At 72.8% G+C, this 21,046-nt stretch carries 14 protein-coding genes and 1 pseudogene; 7 read left to right on the top strand and 8 right to left on the bottom strand.

Going from position 1 to position 21,046, the window contains the following annotated elements; translation table 11 throughout:
* Positions 1-160: 160 nt before the first annotated feature.
* Positions 161-777 (bottom strand): annotated as a pseudogene (locus tag IPG72_04020) (response regulator transcription factor).
* A 62-nt stretch (positions 778-839) separates the two neighbouring features.
* On the bottom strand, positions 840-1,895 hold the full coding sequence (locus IPG72_04015) for a PAS domain S-box protein (GenBank protein MBK6768191.1): 1,056 nt from the start codon (positions 1,893-1,895) through the stop codon (positions 840-842).
* A 217-nt stretch (positions 1,896-2,112) separates the two neighbouring features.
* Here IPG72_04015 and IPG72_04010 point away from each other — a divergent pair, with 217 nt between their 5' ends.
* Positions 2,113-2,595, top strand: a complete 483-nt coding sequence (locus tag IPG72_04010; protein MBK6768190.1) for a cytochrome c — start codon at positions 2,113-2,115, stop codon at positions 2,593-2,595.
* 12 nt (positions 2,596-2,607) lie between these two features.
* Here the strand turns inward: IPG72_04010 and IPG72_04005 are convergent, their stop codons facing one another.
* Complete coding sequence (locus IPG72_04005; GenBank protein ID MBK6768189.1) at positions 2,608-3,726, bottom strand: VIT1/CCC1 transporter family protein; 1,119 nt, start codon at positions 3,724-3,726, stop codon at positions 2,608-2,610.
* The gene (locus tag IPG72_04000; GenBank protein ID MBK6768188.1) at positions 3,719-5,944 is read right to left on the bottom strand and encodes an acetate--CoA ligase family protein; all 2,226 of its coding nucleotides are present in this window, start codon (positions 5,942-5,944) and stop codon (positions 3,719-3,721) included. The genes IPG72_04005 and IPG72_04000 overlap by 8 nt, the downstream gene beginning before the upstream one ends.
* Positions 5,945-6,083: 139 nt before the next feature.
* On the opposite strand from IPG72_04000, the gene IPG72_03995 reads away from it, so the two are divergent.
* Positions 6,084-7,013: a universal stress protein gene (locus tag IPG72_03995; protein MBK6768187.1), complete on the top strand. Its 930-nt coding sequence runs from the start codon at positions 6,084-6,086 to the stop codon at positions 7,011-7,013.
* A gap of 95 nt (positions 7,014-7,108) precedes the next feature.
* On the opposite strand, the gene IPG72_03990 is transcribed toward IPG72_03995, so the two are convergent.
* Entirely contained in the window at positions 7,109-7,957 is an 849-nt protein-coding gene (locus IPG72_03990) for a hypothetical protein (protein MBK6768186.1), read from the bottom strand.
* A gap of 236 nt (positions 7,958-8,193) precedes the next feature.
* Between IPG72_03990 and guaA the strand changes: the two genes are divergently transcribed.
* From guaA to IPG72_03965, 5 genes are all read left to right on the top strand, one after another.
* A complete protein-coding gene (gene guaA / locus IPG72_03985) occupies positions 8,194-9,753 on the top strand; it encodes a glutamine-hydrolyzing GMP synthase (GenBank protein MBK6768185.1) in 1,560 nt (519 codons plus the stop codon).
* A 160-nt stretch (positions 9,754-9,913) separates the two neighbouring features.
* Positions 9,914-12,067 (top strand): hypothetical protein, encoded by a 2,154-nt coding sequence (locus tag IPG72_03980; protein MBK6768184.1) that lies wholly within the window; start codon positions 9,914-9,916, stop codon positions 12,065-12,067.
* 245 nt (positions 12,068-12,312) lie between these two features.
* Positions 12,313-13,440: a hypothetical protein gene (locus IPG72_03975; protein MBK6768183.1), complete on the top strand. Its 1,128-nt coding sequence runs from the start codon at positions 12,313-12,315 to the stop codon at positions 13,438-13,440.
* Between the two features lie 262 nt (positions 13,441-13,702).
* Entirely contained in the window at positions 13,703-14,239 is a 537-nt protein-coding gene (locus IPG72_03970) for a hypothetical protein (protein ID MBK6768182.1), read from the top strand.
* Positions 14,240-14,278: 39 nt separating this feature from the next.
* A complete protein-coding gene (locus tag IPG72_03965) occupies positions 14,279-16,468 on the top strand; it encodes a hypothetical protein (protein ID MBK6768181.1) in 2,190 nt (729 codons plus the stop codon).
* Between the two features lie 66 nt (positions 16,469-16,534).
* Here the strand turns inward: IPG72_03965 and IPG72_03960 are convergent, their stop codons facing one another.
* From IPG72_03960 to IPG72_03950, 3 genes are all read right to left on the bottom strand, one after another.
* Entirely contained in the window at positions 16,535-18,559 is a 2,025-nt protein-coding gene (locus IPG72_03960; protein ID MBK6768180.1) for a hypothetical protein, read from the bottom strand.
* A 188-nt stretch (positions 18,560-18,747) separates the two neighbouring features.
* The gene (locus tag IPG72_03955) at positions 18,748-18,930 is read right to left on the bottom strand and encodes a hypothetical protein (protein MBK6768179.1); all 183 of its coding nucleotides are present in this window, start codon (positions 18,928-18,930) and stop codon (positions 18,748-18,750) included.
* Positions 18,927-21,008 (bottom strand): AAA family ATPase, encoded by a 2,082-nt coding sequence (locus tag IPG72_03950; protein MBK6768178.1) that lies wholly within the window; start codon positions 21,006-21,008, stop codon positions 18,927-18,929. The genes IPG72_03955 and IPG72_03950 overlap by 4 nt, the downstream gene beginning before the upstream one ends.
* Between the last annotated feature and the right edge of the window lie 38 nt (positions 21,009-21,046).

The raw sequence follows: 21,046 nt of genomic DNA, 5'->3' as shown, positions 1-21,046 counted from the left end.
TCAGCCCGACCCGTCCGCTGCCCGACGCACTCGGCACCGTGACGATCGATGCTACCGCGGGCGCCGCCCGGCGAGACCGGGCAGTTGGACAGGGTTGGAGTGGCCAGTTGGGGGAGATCGTGACGGCGATCGCAAGAGCCATCGGCTGCCCACTCGCCGATCAGCGCCGCACGAGCCCCCGCTGCAGTGCCAGCGACACCGCCTCGGTCCGATTCGCGACGCCCAGCTTGGACAACACCGTGCTGACGTGCGCCTTGACCGTCGAGCGGCTGACGATGAGCCGCGCGGCGATGTCGGGGTTGGAAAGCCCTCGACCAGCAGCCCGAGCACCTCGTGCTCGCGCTCGGTGAGGTCGCTCACGATTTCGTTCGGATGCGCCGTCGCCTGGACGAGCGCCTGGGCGGCCTCCGGCGCCAGCGTCGTCCGGCCGGCATGGGCGGCGCGGATCGCCTCGGCCAGGTCGATCGCCGAGATGCTCTTGAGGAGGTAGCTCAGCGCGCCGGCGCGCAGGACCGACGCCACGAGGTCCGCCTCCGGGAAGCTCGTGAGCGCCACGACCTGCACGAACGGATGCCGTTCGCGCAGCAGCCGCGTCGTCGTGGCCCCGTCGAGCCCCGGCATGACCAAGTCCATGAGCACGACATCCGGCCGGGCGATCGGGCAGACCCGCAGCGCCTCGTCGCCGCTGCCCGCCTCGGCAACGAGATCAAGGTCGTCGAACGCCGAGAGGAACGCAGCCAGGCCGCTGCGGACGATGCGGTGGTCGTCGACGATCATCACCCGGATCGTCGGGCGCCCGGCAGCACGCTCGCGCGCATCGGAACCCGCATGGGCTTCGGTCACGCGTCGCCTCCTGCATCGCCGACCGACCAACGGACCGCCACCCGCGTGCCGCTCCCGCCGGCGCTGCCGCCGCAACGGCCGTCGACAACGATCGCCGCGCCGATCGCCTCCGCCCGCTCGCGCATGATCCGCAGGCCGAGGTGCGAGGCGTCGACGGACGCCGGATCGAAGCCGACGCCATCGTCCGCCACCTCGAGTTCGACGTGGCCGGCGCGCTGGTCCAAGCGGATCGTCACGCCGCGCGCGTTCGCGTGGCGGGCGACGTTGTTCAGCGCTTCCTGGACGATGCGGAAGAGGCCGATCTGGACGTCGGGCGGCAGCACGCCGTCCCCATCCACGCGCAGGTCGAGCCCGATCGGCGTGCGGTTCGTCGACGCGTCGGCCACGTGCCGCAGCAGCTCGGCCAGCGGCACCTCCGTCAGCGCACCCGGGCGCAATTCCAGCAAGAGGATGCGCATCTCCGCCAGCGCGCCGCGCGTCAGGGCGCGCAGTTCCTCCAGGCGGCGCCGTCCCTCGACGGCGTCCCGCTCCCAGAGCCGCGGCAGCACGTCGGCGATCAGGCTGGCGGAGAAAAGCGATTGCGTGACGGCGTCGTGCAGGTCGCGCGCCAGCCGGCTCCGCTCGTCCAGGATCGCCCGCTCGGCCTGCTTGCGCGCCGTGATGTCGGTGATGAAGGCGATGACCTGGGTCCGGCCCTGCGCCTGGGCGACGCTGAGCCCGACCTCGATCGGAAACGTCCGCCCGTCGCGCCGCAGGCCCTCGAGCTCGATGCCGATGCCCATCGGACGGGCGCGCGGCGCAGTGCTATAGCCGGCCCGATGGCGCTCGTGCGCCGCGCGGGCGGCCGACGGAACGAGGACTTCGACCGGCCGGCCGATGACCTCGCTGCGTGCGTAGCCGAAAATCGCCTCGGCGCCGGCATTCGCCAGCATGATCCGGCCGTCGTCGTCGACGATCAGGATCGCCACCGGCGCAGCATCGACGAGCACCTGGAAGCGGTCCTCGCTCTCACGAAGTGCGGCTTCGGGGGCGTTGTCGCGCGAAACGCTCATCGACCCGGACCCACGGTGAAGGCAATCTCCGGTGCTTCGGCCGACCTGGGCCGCCAGGATTCCGTGCGGTGGCCAAGTGGCCAGTCAGAGAAGGAGTCCGGTGGCGGATGCGGCACCCCCTCCTTATCGGGATGATACGCCGGTCGCCCGGCGCGTTGCCAGCGCCGGACCGGTATAATCTATAATCGCGTTCAAGTACCGCACCGAGGAGATTTCGATGACCCGCCCGACGACGATCCAACCCCACCGCCGACCCGCCGCCCGCGCCCTCGCCGGCGCGCTGCTCGTGGCCGCGCTCGCCACGGCGTGCGGCGTGCCGATGGAGACCGAGGAGGCCGCCCGACTCGCCCGCGAGGGTGCGGCATCGACAGCCGCCGAAGCGCCAGCGGACGACGCCGCGCCGGCCGCTTCGTCAGGCGACGCCGCGCACGGCAAGGAGCTGTTCGTCACGTGCGCTGCCTGCCACGGGCCGGACGCCAAAGGCCTTCCGAACCTCGGCAAGGACATCACGGCCAGCGCATTCGTCAAGGACAAGACCGACGACGAACTCGTCGCGTTCCTGAAGGTCGGCCGCGACGCCGGCGATCCGCTGAACACGACGGGCGTGGCGATGCCGCCGAAGGGCGGGAACCCGGTCTTGGTGGACGCGGACCTGTTGGACCTGGTGGCCTACATGCGCGAGCTGCAGGGAGCGAAGTAGGGCCGTCAGGCCCTACCCTGCAATCGCCACCCCGATCAACCGCCCCACCCCGAACGTCACCCCCGCCGCAGCCAGCCCGAACAGCACCTGCCGGAAGCCCGACGCCCAGACGCTCCGCCCGGTCATCAGCGTGATCGCCGCGCCGATCCCGAACAGGCCGAGCGCGCTGGCCACCAGGCTGACGACGACGGCGGTGTTGCCGGCGAGCAGCGCGAACGGGGCGACCGGGATGACGGCGCCGACGGCGAACAACGCGAACGACGTCGCTGCCGCCTCCCACGCCGACCCGCCGAGCTCGGCCGGATCGAAGCCGAGCTCCTCGCGCGCCAGCGTGTCGATCGCCGCGCTCGGGTCGGCGATCAGTCGCGCGGCAAACGCGCGCGCCTGGTCCTCGGGCAGGCCCTTGGACCGATAGATCGCCGCAAGCTCGGCCTCCTCCTCCTCCGGTGAGGCCGCGAGCTCCGCCGACTCGATCTCGAGCTGCCGGGCGAAGAGCTCGCGCGAGCTCTGCACGGACAGCCACTCGCCGAGCGCCATCGAAACGGCGCCGGCCAACAGGCCCGCCAGGCCGGTCACGAGGATCTCCCGCCCAGCCATCGACGCGCCGGCGACGCCCATCACGAGGCTCAGGTTGGAGACGAGCCCGTCGTTCGCGCCGAGCACCGCCGCCCGCAGCGCATTGCCGCTGACCGCGCGGTGCCGGCCCTCGAGCTGGGCCACGGCCGCGCCGGCCATGCCCTTGCCGCCCATCGCGCGGAGGACTTGGAGGTGGGACTGCTCGTCGGCAGCCAGCGCCGCTTCGGGCGTGCCCTTGGCCTCGGGAACGCTGTAGGCCGCCACTCCAGCACGCTCGTTGGCCTGCAGCTGCGGCAGGACGGCCGCCGGTCCGACGAGGCGGATCAGCCGGATCAAGACACGCGCCCGCCCGCTCGGCCGCGGATCGCCGACGGGCGCGCCGAGCGCGGCCAGCCGCTCCGCCAGGACGACCGCGTGACGCGCCTCGTCCGCCGCCATCTTCTCGAACGCCTCGGCCAGCGGCTTGCCGGCCTCCCGTGCGGCAGCCGCGCGATACAACGCCTCCCCGTCGATCTCGTCCTGCCAGGCCGTGCGCAAGCGCTGCTGCTCATCCATGGTCGGGGTCCTTCCTCGCTGTAGGCGTCAGCATGACGCCCGCTCGAATGCCGGGCCGCGCCACCGCCGGCCCGACCGGCACCACCCGGATCCGCGCATCCGCAATCATGCACCCATTCGCCAGCGCAAAGACCGGGTTCAGATCGATTTCGGCGATCTCGGGTACGGCGACGGCCAGCGCCGAGAGGCGCAGCACGAGGTCTTCCAGCGCGGCGATGTCGGCCGCCGGGTGGCCGCGGTAGCCGAGAAGCAGCCGGTGGCCGCGGATCGCACGGATGATCTCACCCGCGTCGACGTCGCTGAGCGGCGCGACACGGAACGCGACGTCGCCCAGGATCTCGACGTGGATCCCGCCCAGGCCGAACGCGATCAGCGGGCCGAAGAGCGGGTCGGTCGTCACGCCGGCCATCACCTCGACCCCGCCGCGCAGCATCGGCTGGACGAGCACGCCGTCGTCGGCCGCGGCCGCGTCCACGGCGCCGACGGAGGCGCGCATCGCCTCGAACGCCGTCCGCACGTCCGCGCCGTCCGCCAGCCCCAGCCGAACGCCGCCGACCTCGGTCTTGTGCACGATCCGCCGCGAGGCCGCCTTCAGCGCCACCGGGTACCCGATGCCGTCCGCGAGCGCCACGGCCTCGTCGGCCGTCCGGGCGACGCCGCCGGCCGTGATCGGCAGGCCGAAGTCGGCCAGCACGGCGCGCACCTCGGCCGCCGACAGCCAGCCGCCGGTCCCGTCGCCGGCGGTGCGGCACCGCTCGCGTGCCGACTCGGCGTGCACATCGGCAAACGCCGGGACCTGGCCGGGCGGCTGGGAGCACCACTCGGCGTGGCGCGCGGCCGCGGCCAGCGCGCCGACGGCATGCTCGGGAAACGGATAGACCGGAATCCGCTCGCCCCGGCCGTCGAGCGGCGTCTCACGGGCCGGCGTCTGCCCGCCCATCAGGCACGCCAGCACGGGCTGGGCATGCCCCGCCGCACGCCCCGCCGCCACGCCATCGACGATCGCCGCGCCGATGTCCTCCGCCGGCGTGATGCCGACCGGGACGAACAACGTGATGAGCGCGTCGACCTCCGGCGCGGCCAGGAGGACCTCGACGCAGCGCCGGTACGCCTCGGGCGCGACGGCGGCAAGCGTATCGACGGGGTTGGCGACGCTGGCCGCCGCGGGCAGGAGGGCGGCCAGCGCATCGCGCGTCTCCGCGGCGAGCTCGACGACCGCGAGACCGCTCGCCTGACAGGCATCGGCGCACAAGATCCCCGGGCCGCCCGCGTTCGTCAGGAGCGCCACGCGGCGGCCGCGCGGCAGCGGTTGGCTGCCGAGGAGCGCGCCGAGGCCGAACAGTTCGTCGATCGTCCCCGCCCGGAGCACGCCGGTCTGGGCGAAGAGGGCATCGACGGCGATGTCCGGCGCAGCCAGCGCCGCGGTGTGCGACCCGGCGGCCCGTTGCCCGGCGGCGCTCCGCCCGCTCTTCAGCGCCACGATCGGCTTGCGCCGCGCCACGCGCCGCGCGACGTCGGCGAAGCGCCGCGGGTTGCCGAACGACTCAAGGTAGAGCAGCACGACGCTCGTCCGCGGATCCTCCGCCCACCACTCCAGGAGGTCGTTGCTCGATACGTCCGCCCGGTTGCCGAGGCTGACGAACGCGGAGACGCCCAAGTGCCGCGCCTTGGCCAGCTGGAGCACCGCCAGCCCGACGGCCCCGCTCTCCGAAGCGAGCGCCACGGAGCCTTCGGGCGGAAAGACGGGCGAGAACGAGGCGTTCAGGCGAAGGGACGGATCCGTGCAGAGGATTCCGAGGCTGTTTGGACCGACGAGGCGCATGCCGGCTTGGCGCACCTGCTGCGCAAGGCGCTCCTGCCGCGCCCGCCCTTCGGCGCCGGTCTCGGCGTACCCGGCCGACAGGACGACGACGGCGCGCACCCCGCGGTCCGCGCACGCCGCCACCACTTGCTCGACCGCCGCCGCCGGCACCGCCACGACGGCCAACGCCGGCGCTTCGGGCAGCGCGTCGACCGACGCGTACGCCGGCAGTCCGGCGATCGTCGCGGCGGCCGGGTTCACCGGCATCACCCGTCCCGTGTAGCCCGCGTCCAGCAGCCCGCGGACGACGCGGTGGCCGACACCGGACGGATCGCGCGAGGCGCCGATGACGGCGACCGAACGGGCATTGAAGAACGGCGCAAGGGAAGCGGTCTCGGCGCGCGGCGGCGGTTCCATGATCGAATGCCTTCCATATCGCGGCAGCATGCCATCGACGCCGTCCGAGGATATCATGAGCCCAAGGATGCTTCGGCATCCGGCGCAGGACGATCCACACGGCCGCAGCAACCGCTGCGGCCGAGGCAAGGAGGAACCCGTGAGCCCGAACACGCCTCGCGAACCGCTGATCCTGGTGCCGTTGGACGGCTCGACCGAGTCGGCGGCGGCGCTCGCGCCGGCTGCCGAGATCGCGCGACGGACCGGCGGCCGGCTCGTGCTCGTCACCGCGCCGGTCGTCGTGGGCGTCGATGTTCCGCCGTGGTTCGGCGCCGCGCCGATGCAGGCGGGCGCCGTTCCCGTCGACCTGCCCGACATCGATGCGCTCATCCGTGAGGCGGAAGCCGACAGCGTGGCCCATCTGAAGGCGCAAGCCGACGACGCCGCGGCGCTTGGCGTAAAGGCGGACACCCAGATCCTCGAAAGCCCGCCCGCCGAGGCGATCCTCGGCGCGGCCGAGAAGCACGACGCGTGGCTGATCGTCATGGCCACCCACGGCCGCAGTGGCCTGAGCCGCTGGGCGATCGGCAGCGTGGCGGAGCACGTGATCCACCGCAGCACACGGCCGCTCGTGCTCGTTCGGACCGGCGCGGCCGCGCCTTTCGCGCTGCGCCACATCGCGGTCATGCTCGACGGCTCCCCGACCGCCCGCGCCGTCCTGCCGACCGTAGAGTGGCTCGCGCGCGCCTTCGATGCCACCGTGACGCTCGTCTACGTCGCCGGGGACCCGCAGCTGGACGGGTTCGAAGCGGCGCGCGACGTCCAGATCGCCGAGGTGACCGAGCACTTGGCCGTCGCGGCGGTGGCGCTGCGCGCGGCCGGGGTCGTCACCGCCACGCGGATCATCGACGGCGGCGACATGGCGGCCGCGATGCAAACGCTGGCCGGCGAGGGCGTCGACCTGATCGCCCTGACCACGCACGGCCGGACCGGGCTGCTGCGCCTGGCCCTCGGCAGCGTCGCCGACAAGGTCGTGCGCGGGGCGCCGGTGCCGGTCCTGCTGCAGCGGATCATCGAGGCGGACGCCTAGGATGTCCGGGCACCATGCTCTGCCGGGCACCCCAGAGGCATGTCCAGTGGCGGGGCACCAGCCGCTTGGGCGACGCGAACGCTCGGCGGCGAGGGCTACGGCGCCCGCAGGTACCACACGAGCGCCGCGAGCACGGTCGCGCCCATCCCGGCGAACACCGCCATCATCACCGGTTCCGCCGGCAGTCCGGCGCGCAGCGCGAACGCCATCATCGTCGCGATCGCCGCGTTCTGAAACAGCGTGTTCACGAGGAGCACGGGCGCCAAGCCGTAGCCGATCGCCCGCTTCCGCCAAGCCCACCAGCCGACGATCGCCATCGCCGGCAGCATCATGGACAGGTCGATGACGTGGACCGGGTTCGTCGGCACGCCGTTGTCCACGACGCCCTGCGGCACCGTGCCGGCCAGCGCCGCGGGCACCTCCTCGGACAGCCAGAGGAGCGTGAACAGGACGGCGGGGACGAGCAGCAGCACGCCCATCGCCCTGACCGGTGCGCGCGGCGAGAAGCCGGCCTTCACATCGTCCCAGTCCGTCTGCGCCAACCCGCCGATCAGCGCCCAGAGCGCGCAGCCGAGCGCTGCCACGTAGACGAGGAACAGGCGGTTGTGCTGGACGGCGAAGGCGTAGATGACGAACGTGTAGACCAGGTAGGACAGCGCGCCGAGCCAGACCAGCCAGCCGCGCAGCGAGCCGCGCGCCGCGAACAGCGCACTGACGACGAGCACCGGGAGCACGTACGCCAGGTCCGCCGCGTCCTGGGCCACAGCCTGCGTCGACCAGGCGACCGGGTCGCGATAGAAGCCCGGCACGGCCAGGCCGACGATCGAGGCGGCGGCCACGAGGACGGCGAGCGGTGCGGTGAGCCACAGCCACCGGCGGGCGCCCGCCGGCGGGCTGCCGGGCGCGGACATCGGGTGGTCTGGGCGGATCTCGGGCGCGGGCATCCTCGACTCCTCTCCTTGCGTCGGTTCGGTGGCCGGCGGAGAAGATAGACCCATCCGCCGGAATGTGGTGGCGTCCGTCCTCGCGAATCCGTCCTCGCCAAGACGGATTGTGGTGGGAATGCGGCAGGACTTGCCCCGTGCAACCCCCGCCAACAATATTCCCGTGCCAACCGGATTCGTCCGCACCGTTCATCCGCGTGATTCAGACGGCGTCCGTGCCGCGCTGCGAGGGATCGATGGACCACCCAACCACCGACACGATTGCCGTCATCGACTTCGGCGGCCAGACCGCCCAGCTCATCTGCCGCCGCATCCGCGAGCAGGGCGTCTACTGCGAGCTCGTGCCGTGGAACGCGCCGCCGGAGCGGATCGCCGCCCTCAACCCCAAGGGCTTCGTGCTCTCGGGCGGGCCGGACAGCGTGTACGACGCCGGCGCGCCGACGCTGCAGCCGACGATCCTTGCCAGCGGCCTGCCCGTTCTCGGAATCTGCTACGGCATGCAACTCCTGGCGCACGATCTCGGGGGCGCGGTGGCCGCTTCGGCGCACCGCGAGTACGGCTCCGCCGAGGTCGAGCTCGACGGCGGTGTGGCGCTGTTCAACGACCTGCCCCGCCACATCGCCGCATGGATGAACCACGGCGACCGCGTCGAGGCGTTGCCGCCGGGCTTTCGGAGCCTTGGACACACGGACAACTCGCCGTACGCGATCATGGGCGACCTCGACCGGGGGTACTACGCCGTCCAGTTCCACCCCGAGGTGGCGCACACGCCGCAAGGCGCCAAGCTGCTGCGCAACTTCGTCCGCGGCGTCTGCGGCTGCGACGGCGACTGGACGCCGGCCCACTTCATCGCGACCACGCTCGACGAACTGCGCACGCAGATCGGCGGCGACCGCGTCCTCGTCGCGCTCTCGGGCGGCGTCGACTCGTCCGTCATGGCGGCGCTCGTCCATCAGGCGGTCGGGGACAGGATGATGGCGCTCTTCATCGACCACGGCCTGCTGCGCGAGGGGGAGCGCCTGGAGGTCGAGGCGCTGTGCCGCGACCTCGAGATCCCGTGCCGCACCGTCGACGCCGCCGACACGTTCCTCGGCGCCCTGGCCGGCGTCGACGACCCCGAGCAAAAGCGCAAGGTGATCGGGGAGACGTTCATCCGCGTCTTCGAGCGCGAGGCGGCGGCCGTCGGCGAGTTTCGCTATCTGGCACAGGGCACGCTCTACCCGGATGTCATCGAGTCGGCCAGCAGCTCCGACACGGCCGCGGCCCACAAGATCAAGACGCACCACAACGTCGGCGGTCTGCCGGAGGACATCGAGTTCGAGATCATCGAGCCGCTGCGCTTTCTCTTCAAGGACGAGGTGCGCGCCGTCGGTCGCGAGCTCGGCCTGCCGGAGCCGACCGTCCAGCGCCAGCCCTTCCCCGGCCCCGGCCTCGCCGTCCGCCACCTCGGCGCCGTCGAGCCCGAAGGCCTGGCCGTCCTGCGCGCCGCCGACCAGATCGTCCGCCACGAGATCGAGCGCGCCGCCCCCGGCCTCGGCGACGAGGCCCCGTGGCAGTACTTCGCCGTCCTCACCCCCATCCGCTCCGTCGGCGTGATGGGCGACCAGCGCACGTACGGCCGCATGGTGGCCGTACGCGCCGTCACGAGCACCGACGGCATGACCGCCGACTGGGCCAAGCTCCCGCACGCCCTCCTCGGCCGGATCGCCAACCGCATCGTGAACGAGGTCCACGGCGTGAACCGGGTGGTGTACGACATCACCTCCAAGCCGCCCGGCACCATCGAGTGGTTGTAGGGGCGACGCATGCGTCCCTCCGCGATACCCGCCCCAGATGCCGGCACCCCAACCACGCCATGTACCCCCGCGTAGGGGCGGCGCATGCGTCGCCCCTACGCGGGGGTTGGATGGGGTTGCAGCGGCCCGTCATCTTGTGGGCGCATGGGGTGAAGCCGCGATGACCCTGCCCGCCCCTGCCCTCCTCCGTGCCGGGCGCCCGTCCGCCACCGCCGCCGGCGCCCTTCGGCTGCGCGGCCGGCGGCTGCACGTGGCGGCGCTGGTATCCGTATCCGGCGACGAGGCCGGGCGCGATGGGCACGAGGCGGCGCTGGTCGCGACGCTCGTCGACGCGTTGGCGACGGCGTCGGGGAGCACGACGGCGCGCATGCGCACCGCCATCCTGGCCGCCGATGCCGCGCTCCGGGCGCGGGCGGCCAGCCAGCCGCCCGGTGCCCGCGGGCTGACGGCGGCCGTCAGCGTCGCCGTGGCGGACGGCGACGAGGTCCTCCTGGCCGAGGTCGGATCGCTGCTGGCGTTCGCGTCGTCCGCCGACGGGCTGCCGGTTGGCCGGGCGCAGCGCCGCGGCTTGGACGGCGTGATCTTGAGCGACGACCCGATGCGTCCGCCGCTCGGCCGGCCGGGCCAGCTCGAGCCGATCCTGCACTGGACGCGCTGGGAGCCGAGCGGCTATCGGCGCGGCCTCGTGCTGCTCCTCGCCACCGCCGACGCGGACGGAACGCTGAGCGAGGGCGTCGTGGCCGCGCTGTTCGCCACGCCGATCCCGCGCTGGGCGGCGGCGCTGTCGACCGCGGTGTCCCCGCCGTCGGCCGCGGTCGTCGTGGCGTTTGCCCAGACGACACCGGCACCGGCTCCGGCACCGACGCCCACGACAACGCCCGAGCACCGCGCGCCGATGCCGGTGCCGGTGCGCTGGACGGGCGCTGCGGCCGATCGCTCGGCGGCCGGCAATCCGGTCGACGCGGCGGTGCGGCGCGGCGCACGAAGCGCGCGCGATGCGCTGTCGGGCGTGCCGTGGCGGGCGGTCGGCGGGCGGGCCGGGCGGTCGGCGGCGCGGCTGTTCCTGGCGCTGTTCCCACGGCGGCTCGAGTCCCGCGATCGAACGGAGTGGTCGCGGCTGTTGGCGACGGCGGCCGTGCTCCTGCCGCCGCTCGTCCTGATCGCCGCGCTGGCCGTGCTCGCCCGCCAGCCGGGCGGCATCCGCGCGGGCTTCGACCGCCTGCGGCAGAGCGTCCCGTCGGGTGACGCGACCGGGGCCGGGCCGGACGGCATGGCGCCGGCGGGTGGCGCGGCGGCGATCGGAGGGACGGCGCCGCTCGGCGCGGCCGAAGGTGCGGTCGAGCGCGCTCCGGAAGGCACACGGCCGGGCACATCAAACGACGCGGGCAGCGCCGGTGCGGCGGTGCCGGTCGCCACGATGGCGCCGATCGATCCGGCGCAGGATGCGGGCATGGTGCGGTTGACCGATGCGGCCGGGGTCGCGCGCGTGCAGGGCGCGGACAGCGAACCGCGGCGCATGGTGGCGGTGGGCGAGGCGCGCTACGTGCTGAACGTCGCCAATGGCGTCGTGGAGGCCGTGACGGCAGCGGGGGTGCTGCCCGCGCTGCAATCCGGCGTGCACGTGAACGGCCAGCCCGTGGGGGATCTGATCGACCTGGCGTGGCTGCCGCTGGCCGGAGGGACCGCCGGCGGGGCGGCAGGGCAGGTGGTGGCGCTCGACGCGACGGGGCGGCTCTGGGCGATCGAGGGCGTTGCGGCGCGGCCGCTGGCGGTGGCGGGCGGCCTGGCGCAGGGCACGCGGGCGATCGGCGGCTACGACGGGAGCCTGTACGGCGTGGACACGGCCAACGGGATCTCACGCTACGCGGCCGCGCCGGGCCCGTCGTTCGCGGCCGCCGAGGCGTGGCTGACGGAGCGGGTCGATCTGGCGCAGGCGACGGACATGGCGATCGACGGCACGGTCTTCGTGCTCCTGCCCGGCGGTGCGATCCGTCGATTCAGCGAAGGCGAGCCGGCCCCGTTCACCGCGACTGATGTGCCGGGCGGGCTGGACGGCACGTTGGCTCTCTACACGAGCCCGACGGCCGGCCGCGTGCTCGTCGCGGATGCCGCGCGCGGGCGGATCGTGGCGCTCGGCGCGGACGGCGCGTTCGAGGCGCAGCACGCGCTGCCGATCCTGCCGGCCGCCGAGCCCGGGAGCGACGACGCGCGCGGGCGGATTCGCGCGCTGCAGGGCGTCTTCTGGGATGAGGGTGCGGCGGAGTTGTGGTGGCTGTCGGGGGGGGAGCTCTATCGGGCAGGGTTTCGGCGCTAGCGGGGCGGTTCCCGCTGTCCAATCCGTAACGGCGCCCGTATCCGGAGCGACAGTGCAACCGTTGGTCAGCGTGAACGTGTCACAGGGTGACAACCGTTAGCACTGTCATGCGCCGAGCAGCCCGATGGATGCGCCGCCGCGGCCGGCGGCGGCGGAGTCAGGCCCCACGGGCGGGGCGCACGAGGTGCGAGCGTGGCCGCATCGACCGAAACGATTGATCCGTCAGCGATAGGGGGAGGAACTGCGTGAACATCCGTCGAGTGATCTTGTTGGCAAGCACCGTGCTCGTCATCGGCGCGTCTCTGGGACACGGCTCGGCCGCCGCCCAGACGCCGCCAGCGCCGACCGCCGCGCCGCCGGTGGTCGTTGGGCGCGACCAGTTGGACCCGTTCATCGCGCCGCTGCCCAGCAGCGACGAGCTCGTGGTCTGGACCGAGGACCGCGGCAGTGGCCATGAGCTGTTCGCCAAGCGCGTGCGGACGAACGGCTACGCGATCCCGAGCGCCGAGAGCGGCGAGTGGCCGTTCACCGGCGCCACCGGCACGGGCGCGAACGCGGGCAAGAAGGGCGATCAGCGCGCACCTTACATTGCCGGCGACATCGTGGTCTGGAGCGAGAAGGCGCCGGACGCGGCGGACTACGACGTCTACGCCCAGCGTGTCTTCCCCAACGGCCGCACGCGCGGCACGCCGATCGTGGTGGCGGGCGGAATCGGCAACCAGCTGAACCCGAGCCTGATCGCCACGGCCAGCGGCTACCTCCTGGTGTTCGGCGACGACAGCGCCGACGAGGGCGATGTCCTGGGCATGCGCCTCACGAAGGCGCTCACGGCGCGCGGCGTCGCCTTCGGCCTCGCCAAGGGCCCGGGCGTTTCGAGCGAGCCCGTGATCACGGTCGACGTCCTCGACCCGCGAACGGACTACCTCGTGCTCTTCACGCACGTCGCCGAGGCCGCGACGCAGAAGGACATCTTCGGCGCGCGCATGACCGAGAGCGGGCTGCCGCGCGGCACGCTCTTCCCGGTCGTCAACGATCCGGCCGTCGACGAGTACGCGCCGTTCCTGCTGGCGACGGCGACGGCGGACTTCGAGCGCGATGCCTACAACCTCCTTCTGTTCAACCGCGACGATGCGACGACGGGCCCCGACGTCGTCCTCCAGCGCCTGCGCTCGAACGGTGCCGGCGTCGGCCCGGAGCGGATCGTCGGCGGCGGCACGGGCGCACAGCGCGCTGCGGCGGCCACCGTGCTCAGCGACGGCCAGTGGCTCGTCGTGTGGCAGGACGACGTGAGCGGCAACGCGGACGTCGTCGGGACGAAGGTCCGCGTGAACGGGATCCCGCTGCCGCCGATCCGGGTACTCGTCACGGAGTGATCGGCCATGCGCTGCGTGCGGCGCGTGGTTCGGCGGTTTGACTTGAATCGGCAGGGTCGAGGGAGGCGGGGCGCGGTGTCCCCGCCTCCCTTGCTGTTCACGTGGGCTGGGGCGAGCCGGACGGACTTCGGCCCATCAGCCACCGTGCGCCAGACACATCGGTTGGTCGAGGCGGCGTGCAACCCCCATCTCTCCGCCACGTACACCCACGGCACGTTCCTTGCTGTCGCCCCCCGCCCCGTCCCGTCCAAGGAGCCGACCTGTGTCCTCCCCCACCGCCGCACACACCCCTCTCCGGCCCGACGGCCGCCGGCGCTACCACCCGACGGACTACGGTGACCGCCAATGGCAGGCCCTCGTGGCCTTCGCCGACGCGCATGCCGACGCGTTCCAGTGCGCGATCCCCTATCGGATCGTCCGCCTCTCCCTGCCCGACGCACCGCTTTGGCCGAGCGCCCTCGAGCGCCTCCGCCCGTTCCTCATCGACCGCTACGCTTCCCTGGTCCGCTGGGGCGAGCTGGACGACACGCCGGCCGAGATCCTGACGTTCAGCCTCGATCCCGCTGTCCGCCGCTGGGTCGGCGCCGCCGGACACTTGTCGCAATGGGCCTGGAACCGCCGCATGCCGGAGGATCCGACGTTCCTCCTGCGCGGCGAACCGCTCGTCGCCTCGGACAGCCGCACCGGACGCGTGGCGGTCTTCGCGAGCGCGGACGAGCATGCCGAGATCACGCGCGAACGCGGGGTGCGGTTGATCGAACCGCTCGGGGCGGCGTGCGAGCCTTGGCCGACACCGTAGGCGGCTACAATTCGGTTCCTCACCCCAACGGAACCGCCCATGCGTCCTCGCTTCGCCATCGCCCTCGCCACCACCGCACTCACCCTCTTCGCCCTCGGCGCGATGTGGGCCGCGCCCCCGCCCGCGTCGCGCTCCGCCCCCCGCCAGCCGCGCCCCCTCGGCGCGTACCTGGAAGGCGACGCGCCGTGGAGCGAGCTCGGGCCGGACGCCCTGCCGACGGCCGCCGTCGAGCGCGCTGCCGAGGCCCGCGCGGCCGGCGAGCTGCCTGCGCCCGATGGCTACGCGATCGGCTTCGACCACTACGGCACGCCGGCCCAGGTGAACGCCTTCCTGCGGCAGCTCGAAGCGGACTTTCCCGACCTCGTCGAGGTCTACCGGATCGGGACGTCGTGGCAGGGGCGCGAGATCCTGGCGGCGCGTGTGGCCAACGAGCGACTTGGGCAGCCGGTCGACGATCGGCCGGCGATGTACACGGACGGGCAGCACCACGCGCGCGAACTCGTCAGCGCCGCCGTGCCGCTCCACACGCTTTGGACGCTCGTCGCGGGCTACGGCGTCGATCCCGTCCTCACCTACCTCGTCGACACGCGGGCGGCGTACTTCGTGCCGAGCGTGAACGTGGACGGCAACGAGCTCGCGCTCGTGGACAACCAGGCCTGGCGGAAGACCGCCAACCCGACGTGTTGCGACGACGACGGCGACGGGCGCACGGACGAGGACGCGCCCATCGGCTTCGGCCTTGGCGCGTACGGCGTCGACCGCTGGCTGTTCGAGGCGGATTGGGCGGATGCCCACCCGGACAATCCGTTCGTCGAGGGCTGGCAGCGCCATCTGGCCGGCGCGCCGGAGATGGGCGTCGGCCGGTTCAGCGGTGCGTTCGGCGGCTTGGCCCGAGCGCTGCCATTCGGCGACGCGGACGGGGACGGCAGCATCGAGGAAGACCCCATCGGCGGCACGGACCCGAACCGGAACTACGATGTGCTGTGGGACCGCGGCGAAGCGAACGTCGACACCGAGGTCTATCGCGGACCGAGCGTCTGGTCCGAGCCCGAGACGCGCGCCGTGCGGGACTTCGCCGCCGGCATCGATCACTTGGCGGTGGCCGTGTCCTACCACTCCGGCACGGACCTCCTCCTCCATCCGTGGGGCTACTCCGCCTCCGCGCCGCTGCCGGACGCCGGCACGTACGAGCTGCTCGGGGCAAAGGGCAGCGAGCTGACGGAGGCGAACGGCTACTACGGCTCGCCGCACGTCTGGACGGCGCGCGGCCTGTACGGCGCGTACGGCAGCACGATGGACTGGTTCTACAAGGTCCGCGGCGCCTACGCCTTCTCGCCGGAGACGTACGGCAGCGACGACACGCTCTTCGTTCGCCGCCTGGGCGCCACCGGCGCCTTCACCGTCGCCTCGAGCCTGGCGGTGGCGTTCAACCCGCCGCCCGACCGCATCCTGCCGGCCGTCGACCGCTGGACGCGCTTCGCGACCTATCTGCTGGCCGCGACTCCGAACATCGAGCTGAACGCCGCCACCGTCGAGGGCGAGGGCGACGGCCGGATGTTCGTGTTCACGATCGGCAACGACGGCGTGCTGCCGGCGGACGTCGGCATCTTCATCCACAACGCCCGGACGATGGAGCTCCTCGTGGCCGCGACCGAGCAAGTGCGCCTTTCGGCGTCACAGCACACATCCCGCATCCCGCTCACGACGCTCCGGCATGCGGCAACGGACGGCATCGTGATCCAGGCGGACGTCTGGTTGCCCATCGGCACGGCGCCGCACGGGATCGAGACGGCGCGTTGGACGCTGCGCATCGATGATGCCGACCGGATACACGTCGTCGGCGGCGCCATCGTCCCGTTCCGCGACCTCGGCGCCGCGTTCGGCGGCTGGTGGGCCGACGAGCGCTTCCACGGCCGCGACTACACCTGCCGCCGCGGCGAGCGCAACTGCCCGCCGCCGCTCTCGTTCACGCCGCCGCCGTCCCCCACCGCCGGCCCGACGCAGACCGCCGCCCCGCCGTCCACCCCGGCCTGGCCGACGCCGCCGCCCCGGCCGACGCGCACGCCGTGGTCGATGGACGCGCCGCCGTGGTGGCCGGCGGAGGCGTACACACCGACGTCGACGGCGACCGCCCGGCGGACGGCGACGCCGACCGCAACGTCGACGCAGGCGGCGACGGTCGACGGCACCCGCACGATCTACCTACCGGTGGCACGATCCGACCGGTAGGGGCACCCCTTGTGGGTGCCCAACGTGCGATGTGCGACGGGCGGAGGGCACCCACAAGGGGTGCCCCTACCACCGACGTTGGATCCACCGCCCCACGTCCAACGACCCGCCCGCCCCCGCCGCGATCCGACCCAGCGCGCTCAGGAAGATCGTCTTGTACCGGTAGTACGTCCAGCCGCTGCCGCGGCCTTGGTTGTCCTCGATGTAGACGTACCAGCAGTACCGCTCGTCCATCTTGAACCCCTGCGGCGGCGAGCTGATGTTGATCGTCCCGCGGTGGCCGAGCGACGGCGTGCGGTGGCTGCCCGACGGGAATCGTTCGCTCAGGTCGTTGCACGTCTTGTAGAGCGTCCAGCGGTAGTTCTCCGTGGGCACCTCATTGCGCGTCTCCCAGCGGTAGTCGTGCGGCAGGCTGTAGTGAACGTCGTTCTCCGGGAACTTGAGCTCGAGATCGCGCAGCTCGACCGTACCGAGATCGACGTCCTTGCCATCGGCCATCTGATCGGGCGTGATGTTGCGGGAATACCACTTGCCGAGCGACTCGTTGTCGTAGAGGACGATCGTGTCGTCGTTCGTCCACCAGACCTGGTAGACCTGATCCTCCTCGAGCGCCGGCGGCGCTTCGAAGGCGAACGTCCCGTCCTCGACCGTGACCGCGTTCGCCACTTTCGTCCACTGCCCGACGCCGCCGGTGCGCACCTTCAGCTCGATCTGCGGGAAGCTGTCGGCGCCGTAGCCGGGCGACAGCGGCACGCCCTCCTTGACGTAGCGGCCGCGGATCGTGCCCGTCGCCGGCTTGATCGGCGTCGGCGGCGGGATCTCCGTCGGCTCGACCGTCGGCTCGTCGGTGGCGGGCACCTCGGTGGGCGTGACGGCGGTGGGCGCCGCGGTGACGACCGGCGGGCCGGTGGCCGTCGGCTCGGACGGTGCCTGGACGGCCGCCGGCAGCTCGGTGCGGTCGACGGCGCGCCAGACGGACGGCATGTACACGTGCGCGTCGAAGGCACCGGTCTGGGCGATCGACGCCGCGGCCTCGGCCGAATCGACCCGCTGCCAACGGCTGAAGCCGGTGACGCCGAACGGCCGGAACGCCTGGAAGACGGACTCGAACCACAACATCCACTGGTCGTGGCTCTGGCCCCAGCTCCCGCGCGGACCGTCCACGTGAACGTACCAGAAGTACTTGTGCTCGATGCCGATGCCGGCCCGGCGGATGAAGTCCGGATAGTTCGCCATCGTGTACGCACCGTTCCGGCCGACGGACGGCGACTTGAACGACTTGTCGGTGTCGCGGTGGTGCAGTCCGTCGCCGAAGCAGTCGCAAATCGCCCAGCGGTACGTGCCGATCTCGTTCTGGCGCGGGTCCCAGGTGAACGTCCAGGGCAGGCCCGAGTAGCCCGTGCCGTTGCTCGGCCCGGTCAGCTCGATCGGCTCGAGCTGGAAGTCCTCGATCGTGATCTCGGCGCCCGGCGTGTACCGCTGCGGCGTGATCGCCTCGGAGTACCACGCACCGAGCCACTCCCGCAGGCCGAACAGGTCGTTGTACGTCTCGTTGCGCCAATGGACCACGTACGTCTCGTCGTCGGCCAGCGCCGCCGGGTTCTGGAACTTGTAGTGGCCGTCCTCGTCCAGGACGGCGGTCCGGCCGACGCGCTCGCACGGCTTCCGGCCTTCCTTGCACTTCAGAAGGAACAGCCCCGGCCCGAAACCGTCGCCCATGCCCGCCGGCGCCGGGTCCTTCCCGAGGAGGAGCCTGCCGCCGATAAAGCCGTCCCCGGCCGGCGTCGGCGTGACGGACGGGATGGCCGTGAACGTCGGCGGCACCGTCGCCGGCTCCTCGCTCGTCGGCGTGGCGCTCGGCGGTCGCGTCGGCACCACCTCGCGCGGCGCGACGAGGTCGGCGCGCGTGACGCCGCGCCAGACGAACGGCAGATAGACCTTGGCCTCGTCCTGCGCATGCACGCGGCCGCGATCGTCCGTCGATGTCGACGCGACGACGACAGCGACGGCAGCGGCAACTGCGGCGAGGCAGGCGAGCGCGAGAAGCACCGTGAGGCGCGGGTACTGCGGGCGTGGTTCGGATCGGCGCATGGTTCCCCCCTTATCGATCGGCAGCGTAGCATACGGCGGTGGGGGGGACAAGGGCTTTCGATCGTGGGCAGGCCGGCAACACCGCCTGGGCCGTGTCGGACGATCGACGGATCCACGGTAGAAGCCGTTGCCCCGTCCGTTGCCCACGCCCCCGATCATCCCGCCCACCGCCTCCGCACGGCCCGCCCCTACCCGTCCCTCCTCCCCACCACCCACCCCGTCCCCACGCCCCACCCCGCCGTCTCCCCCACCCGCCCCGCCACCACCGACCGATACCGCGCCACCTCATCCGCCGTCAGATGCGCATCCAACACCCGCCGATACGCCCCTGCCGCATCCTCGAACCACCGCGCGATCAACGTCGGCGTCACGGGCAGGCGCGACGCGGAGATCGTCGTCTCGACGGTGATGTCGATGACGCCGTCGAAGTTCCTCGCACCCGCCGCGCCCGCCGCTCCCCTGTCCCCCCACCCCGCCACGCCGCCGCCAACGCCTCCGCCCCGCCGTGCCGCACCGCCAGCTCCGCGACGAGGTCGGCCTCGGCGGCGGCGATCCGCTCGCGCAGCGCGGCGTCCAGGCGCGGGTCCTGGGGTGCGACGAGGGCCGAGGGGAGGGTCGAGGCGGTCGGGGCGGGCTCGGCGAGGGCGATGCGGCCGCCGGGGGCGAGGAGGGTGGCGAGGGCGGCGGCAGCGGCGGGCCATCCATCGGGCGGGAGGGCGGCGAAGGCGTCGCGGCCGACAATCGCGTCGAATTCGAGCGCGCCGTCCGCATTCGCACGCACGGCTGCGGCGACGGCGTCGAGCGGGGCGACGATGACGGTCGGGGCGAGGACGCCGGCGCCGAGGCGCGCGGCCATGGTCAGGATGGCCGCGGCCTCGGCATCGTCGGCCGCGACGGACCAGACACCGCCTTCGGGGCAGCGACGCAGCGCTTCCCACGTCAGCAGGCCGGTGCCGGCGCGCAGGTCGAGAACGCGGTCGTGGCGCTGCAGCGCGGCGGCGTCGATCACGCGGTCGCGGACGGCCGCCAGGCGGTCGCCGGCGCCGCTTGTCGCGCGGTCCAGCCAGCGGGCGCGGTCGCTCTCACCGCCGGACAGCGGGCCGGACCACGAGAGGGTCTGGCGGATCGCCGCCTCGCCGTCGATCATCGCCGCCAGCTGTGCCTCGCGGCGCCGGGCGACATCGTCCTTCAGCGTGGCCTCGTGGCCATGGTCCGTCGGCTGGTAGAAGACACGGCCCTGCAGGCCCGTCGGCAGGTACTGCTGCGCCACCCAGCCGTCGCGCCAGCTGTGGGGGTAGAGGTAGCCCTTGCCGTCGCCGAAGGCGGCCGCGTCGCGGTTGCCGTCGCGCAGATGGGGCGGGACGTCCTCGGCCCGCTCCTTCTCGACGACGGCCAGCGCATCGAAGAAGCCGAGCGCCGTGTTGCTCTTGGCGGCGGTGGCGACGGTCAGCGTGGCCAGCGCCAGGTGGAAGCGGCCCTCGGGCAGGCCGACCCACTCGAAGGCCTGGGCGCAGGCGGCGACGGTGGCGACGCTGGTGGGGTCGGCCATCCCGATGTCCTCGCCGCAAAGGATGAACAAGCGCCGGAAGATGAAGCGCGGATCTTCGCCGGCGTACACCATGCGGGCCAGCCAGTAGAGGGCCGCGTCCGGGTCGCTGCCGCGGCACGCCTTGATGAAGGCGCTGATCGTGTCGTAGTGCGCATCGCCCTCCTTGTCGTACAGCACGGCCCGCCGCTGGATGGACTCCTCGGCCACGGGCAGGTCGACATGGATCCGGCCGTCCGCGTCGGGCGGCGTCGTCTCGACGGCCAGCTCGAGGGCGTTCAGCAGGCCGCGGGCGTCGCCGTTGGCGACCTTCACGAGGTGGTCGAGCGCATCCGCGTCCAGGACGACGTCCAACGCGCCGTAGCCGTCGGCGACGTCGGACAGCGCGTGGCGGGCGACGGCGCGCAGGTCGTCGTCGGAGAGCGACTCGAGGCGGAAGATCCGCGACCGGCTGACGAGCGCCTTGTTCACCTCGAAGAACGGGTTCTCGGTCGTCGCCCCGATCAACGTGATCAGCCCGTTCTCGACGTGCGGAAGCAGCGCATCCTGCTGCGCCTTGTTGAAGCGATGGACCTCGTCGACGAACAGGATCGTCCGCTGCGGGAAGAGACCCTGGCGCCGCTTCTCGGCCTCGGCCACCGCGCTGCGGATGTCCGCCACGCCCGCCAGGACGGCGTTCAAGGCGATGAAGTGCGCGCTCGTCGTCCGGGCGATGATCCGCGCGAGCGTCGTCTTGCCGGTGCCGGGCGGGCCCCAGAAGATCACGCTGGAGAGCTGGTCCGCCTGGATCGCCCGCCGCAACAGCCGCCCGGGGCCGACGATCGCCGCCTGCCCGGCGAAGGCGTCGAGCGTGCGCGGCCGCATCCGGTCGGCGAGGGGGGCGCGGGGTTGAGAAGGCGTCATGGTCGATGGCCCCGCCGCGCGACTCGGGTCAACGCGCC

Source organism: Candidatus Avedoeria danica, from assembly GCA_016703025.1.
GTDB classification, from domain to species: Bacteria; Chloroflexota; Anaerolineae; order Epilineales; family Epilineaceae; genus Avedoeria; species Avedoeria danica.
The sequence above is the reverse complement of the archived record's forward strand: the minus strand, read 5'-3'. Positions and strand labels throughout refer to the sequence as shown.

What these genes read in the sequence shown, in the direction of transcription:
- IPG72_04005 (MBK6768189.1), bottom strand. Translation starts at nt 3,726, where the DNA reads ATGGATGAGCAGCAGCGCTTGCGCACGGCCTGGCAGGACGAGATCGAC.
- IPG72_04015 (MBK6768191.1), bottom strand. Translation starts at nt 1,895, where the DNA reads ATGAGCGTTTCGCGCGACAACGCCCCCGAAGCCGCACTTCGTGAGAGC.
- IPG72_04010 (MBK6768190.1), top strand. Translation starts at nt 2,113, where the DNA reads ATGACCCGCCCGACGACGATCCAACCCCACCGCCGACCCGCCGCCCGC.
- IPG72_03980 (MBK6768184.1), top strand. Translation starts at nt 9,914, where the DNA reads ATGACCCTGCCCGCCCCTGCCCTCCTCCGTGCCGGGCGCCCGTCCGCC.
- IPG72_04000 (MBK6768188.1), bottom strand. Translation starts at nt 5,944, where the DNA reads ATGGAACCGCCGCCGCGCGCCGAGACCGCTTCCCTTGCGCCGTTCTTC.
- IPG72_03960 (MBK6768180.1), bottom strand. Translation starts at nt 18,559, where the DNA reads ATGCGCCGATCCGAACCACGCCCGCAGTACCCGCGCCTCACGGTGCTT.
- guaA (MBK6768185.1), top strand. Translation starts at nt 8,194, where the DNA reads ATGGACCACCCAACCACCGACACGATTGCCGTCATCGACTTCGGCGGC.
- IPG72_03990 (MBK6768186.1), bottom strand. Translation starts at nt 7,957, where the DNA reads ATGCCCGCGCCCGAGATCCGCCCAGACCACCCGATGTCCGCGCCCGGC.
- IPG72_03950 (MBK6768178.1), bottom strand. Translation starts at nt 21,008, where the DNA reads ATGACGCCTTCTCAACCCCGCGCCCCCCTCGCCGACCGGATGCGGCCG.
- IPG72_03965 (MBK6768181.1), top strand. Translation starts at nt 14,279, where the DNA reads ATGCGTCCTCGCTTCGCCATCGCCCTCGCCACCACCGCACTCACCCTC.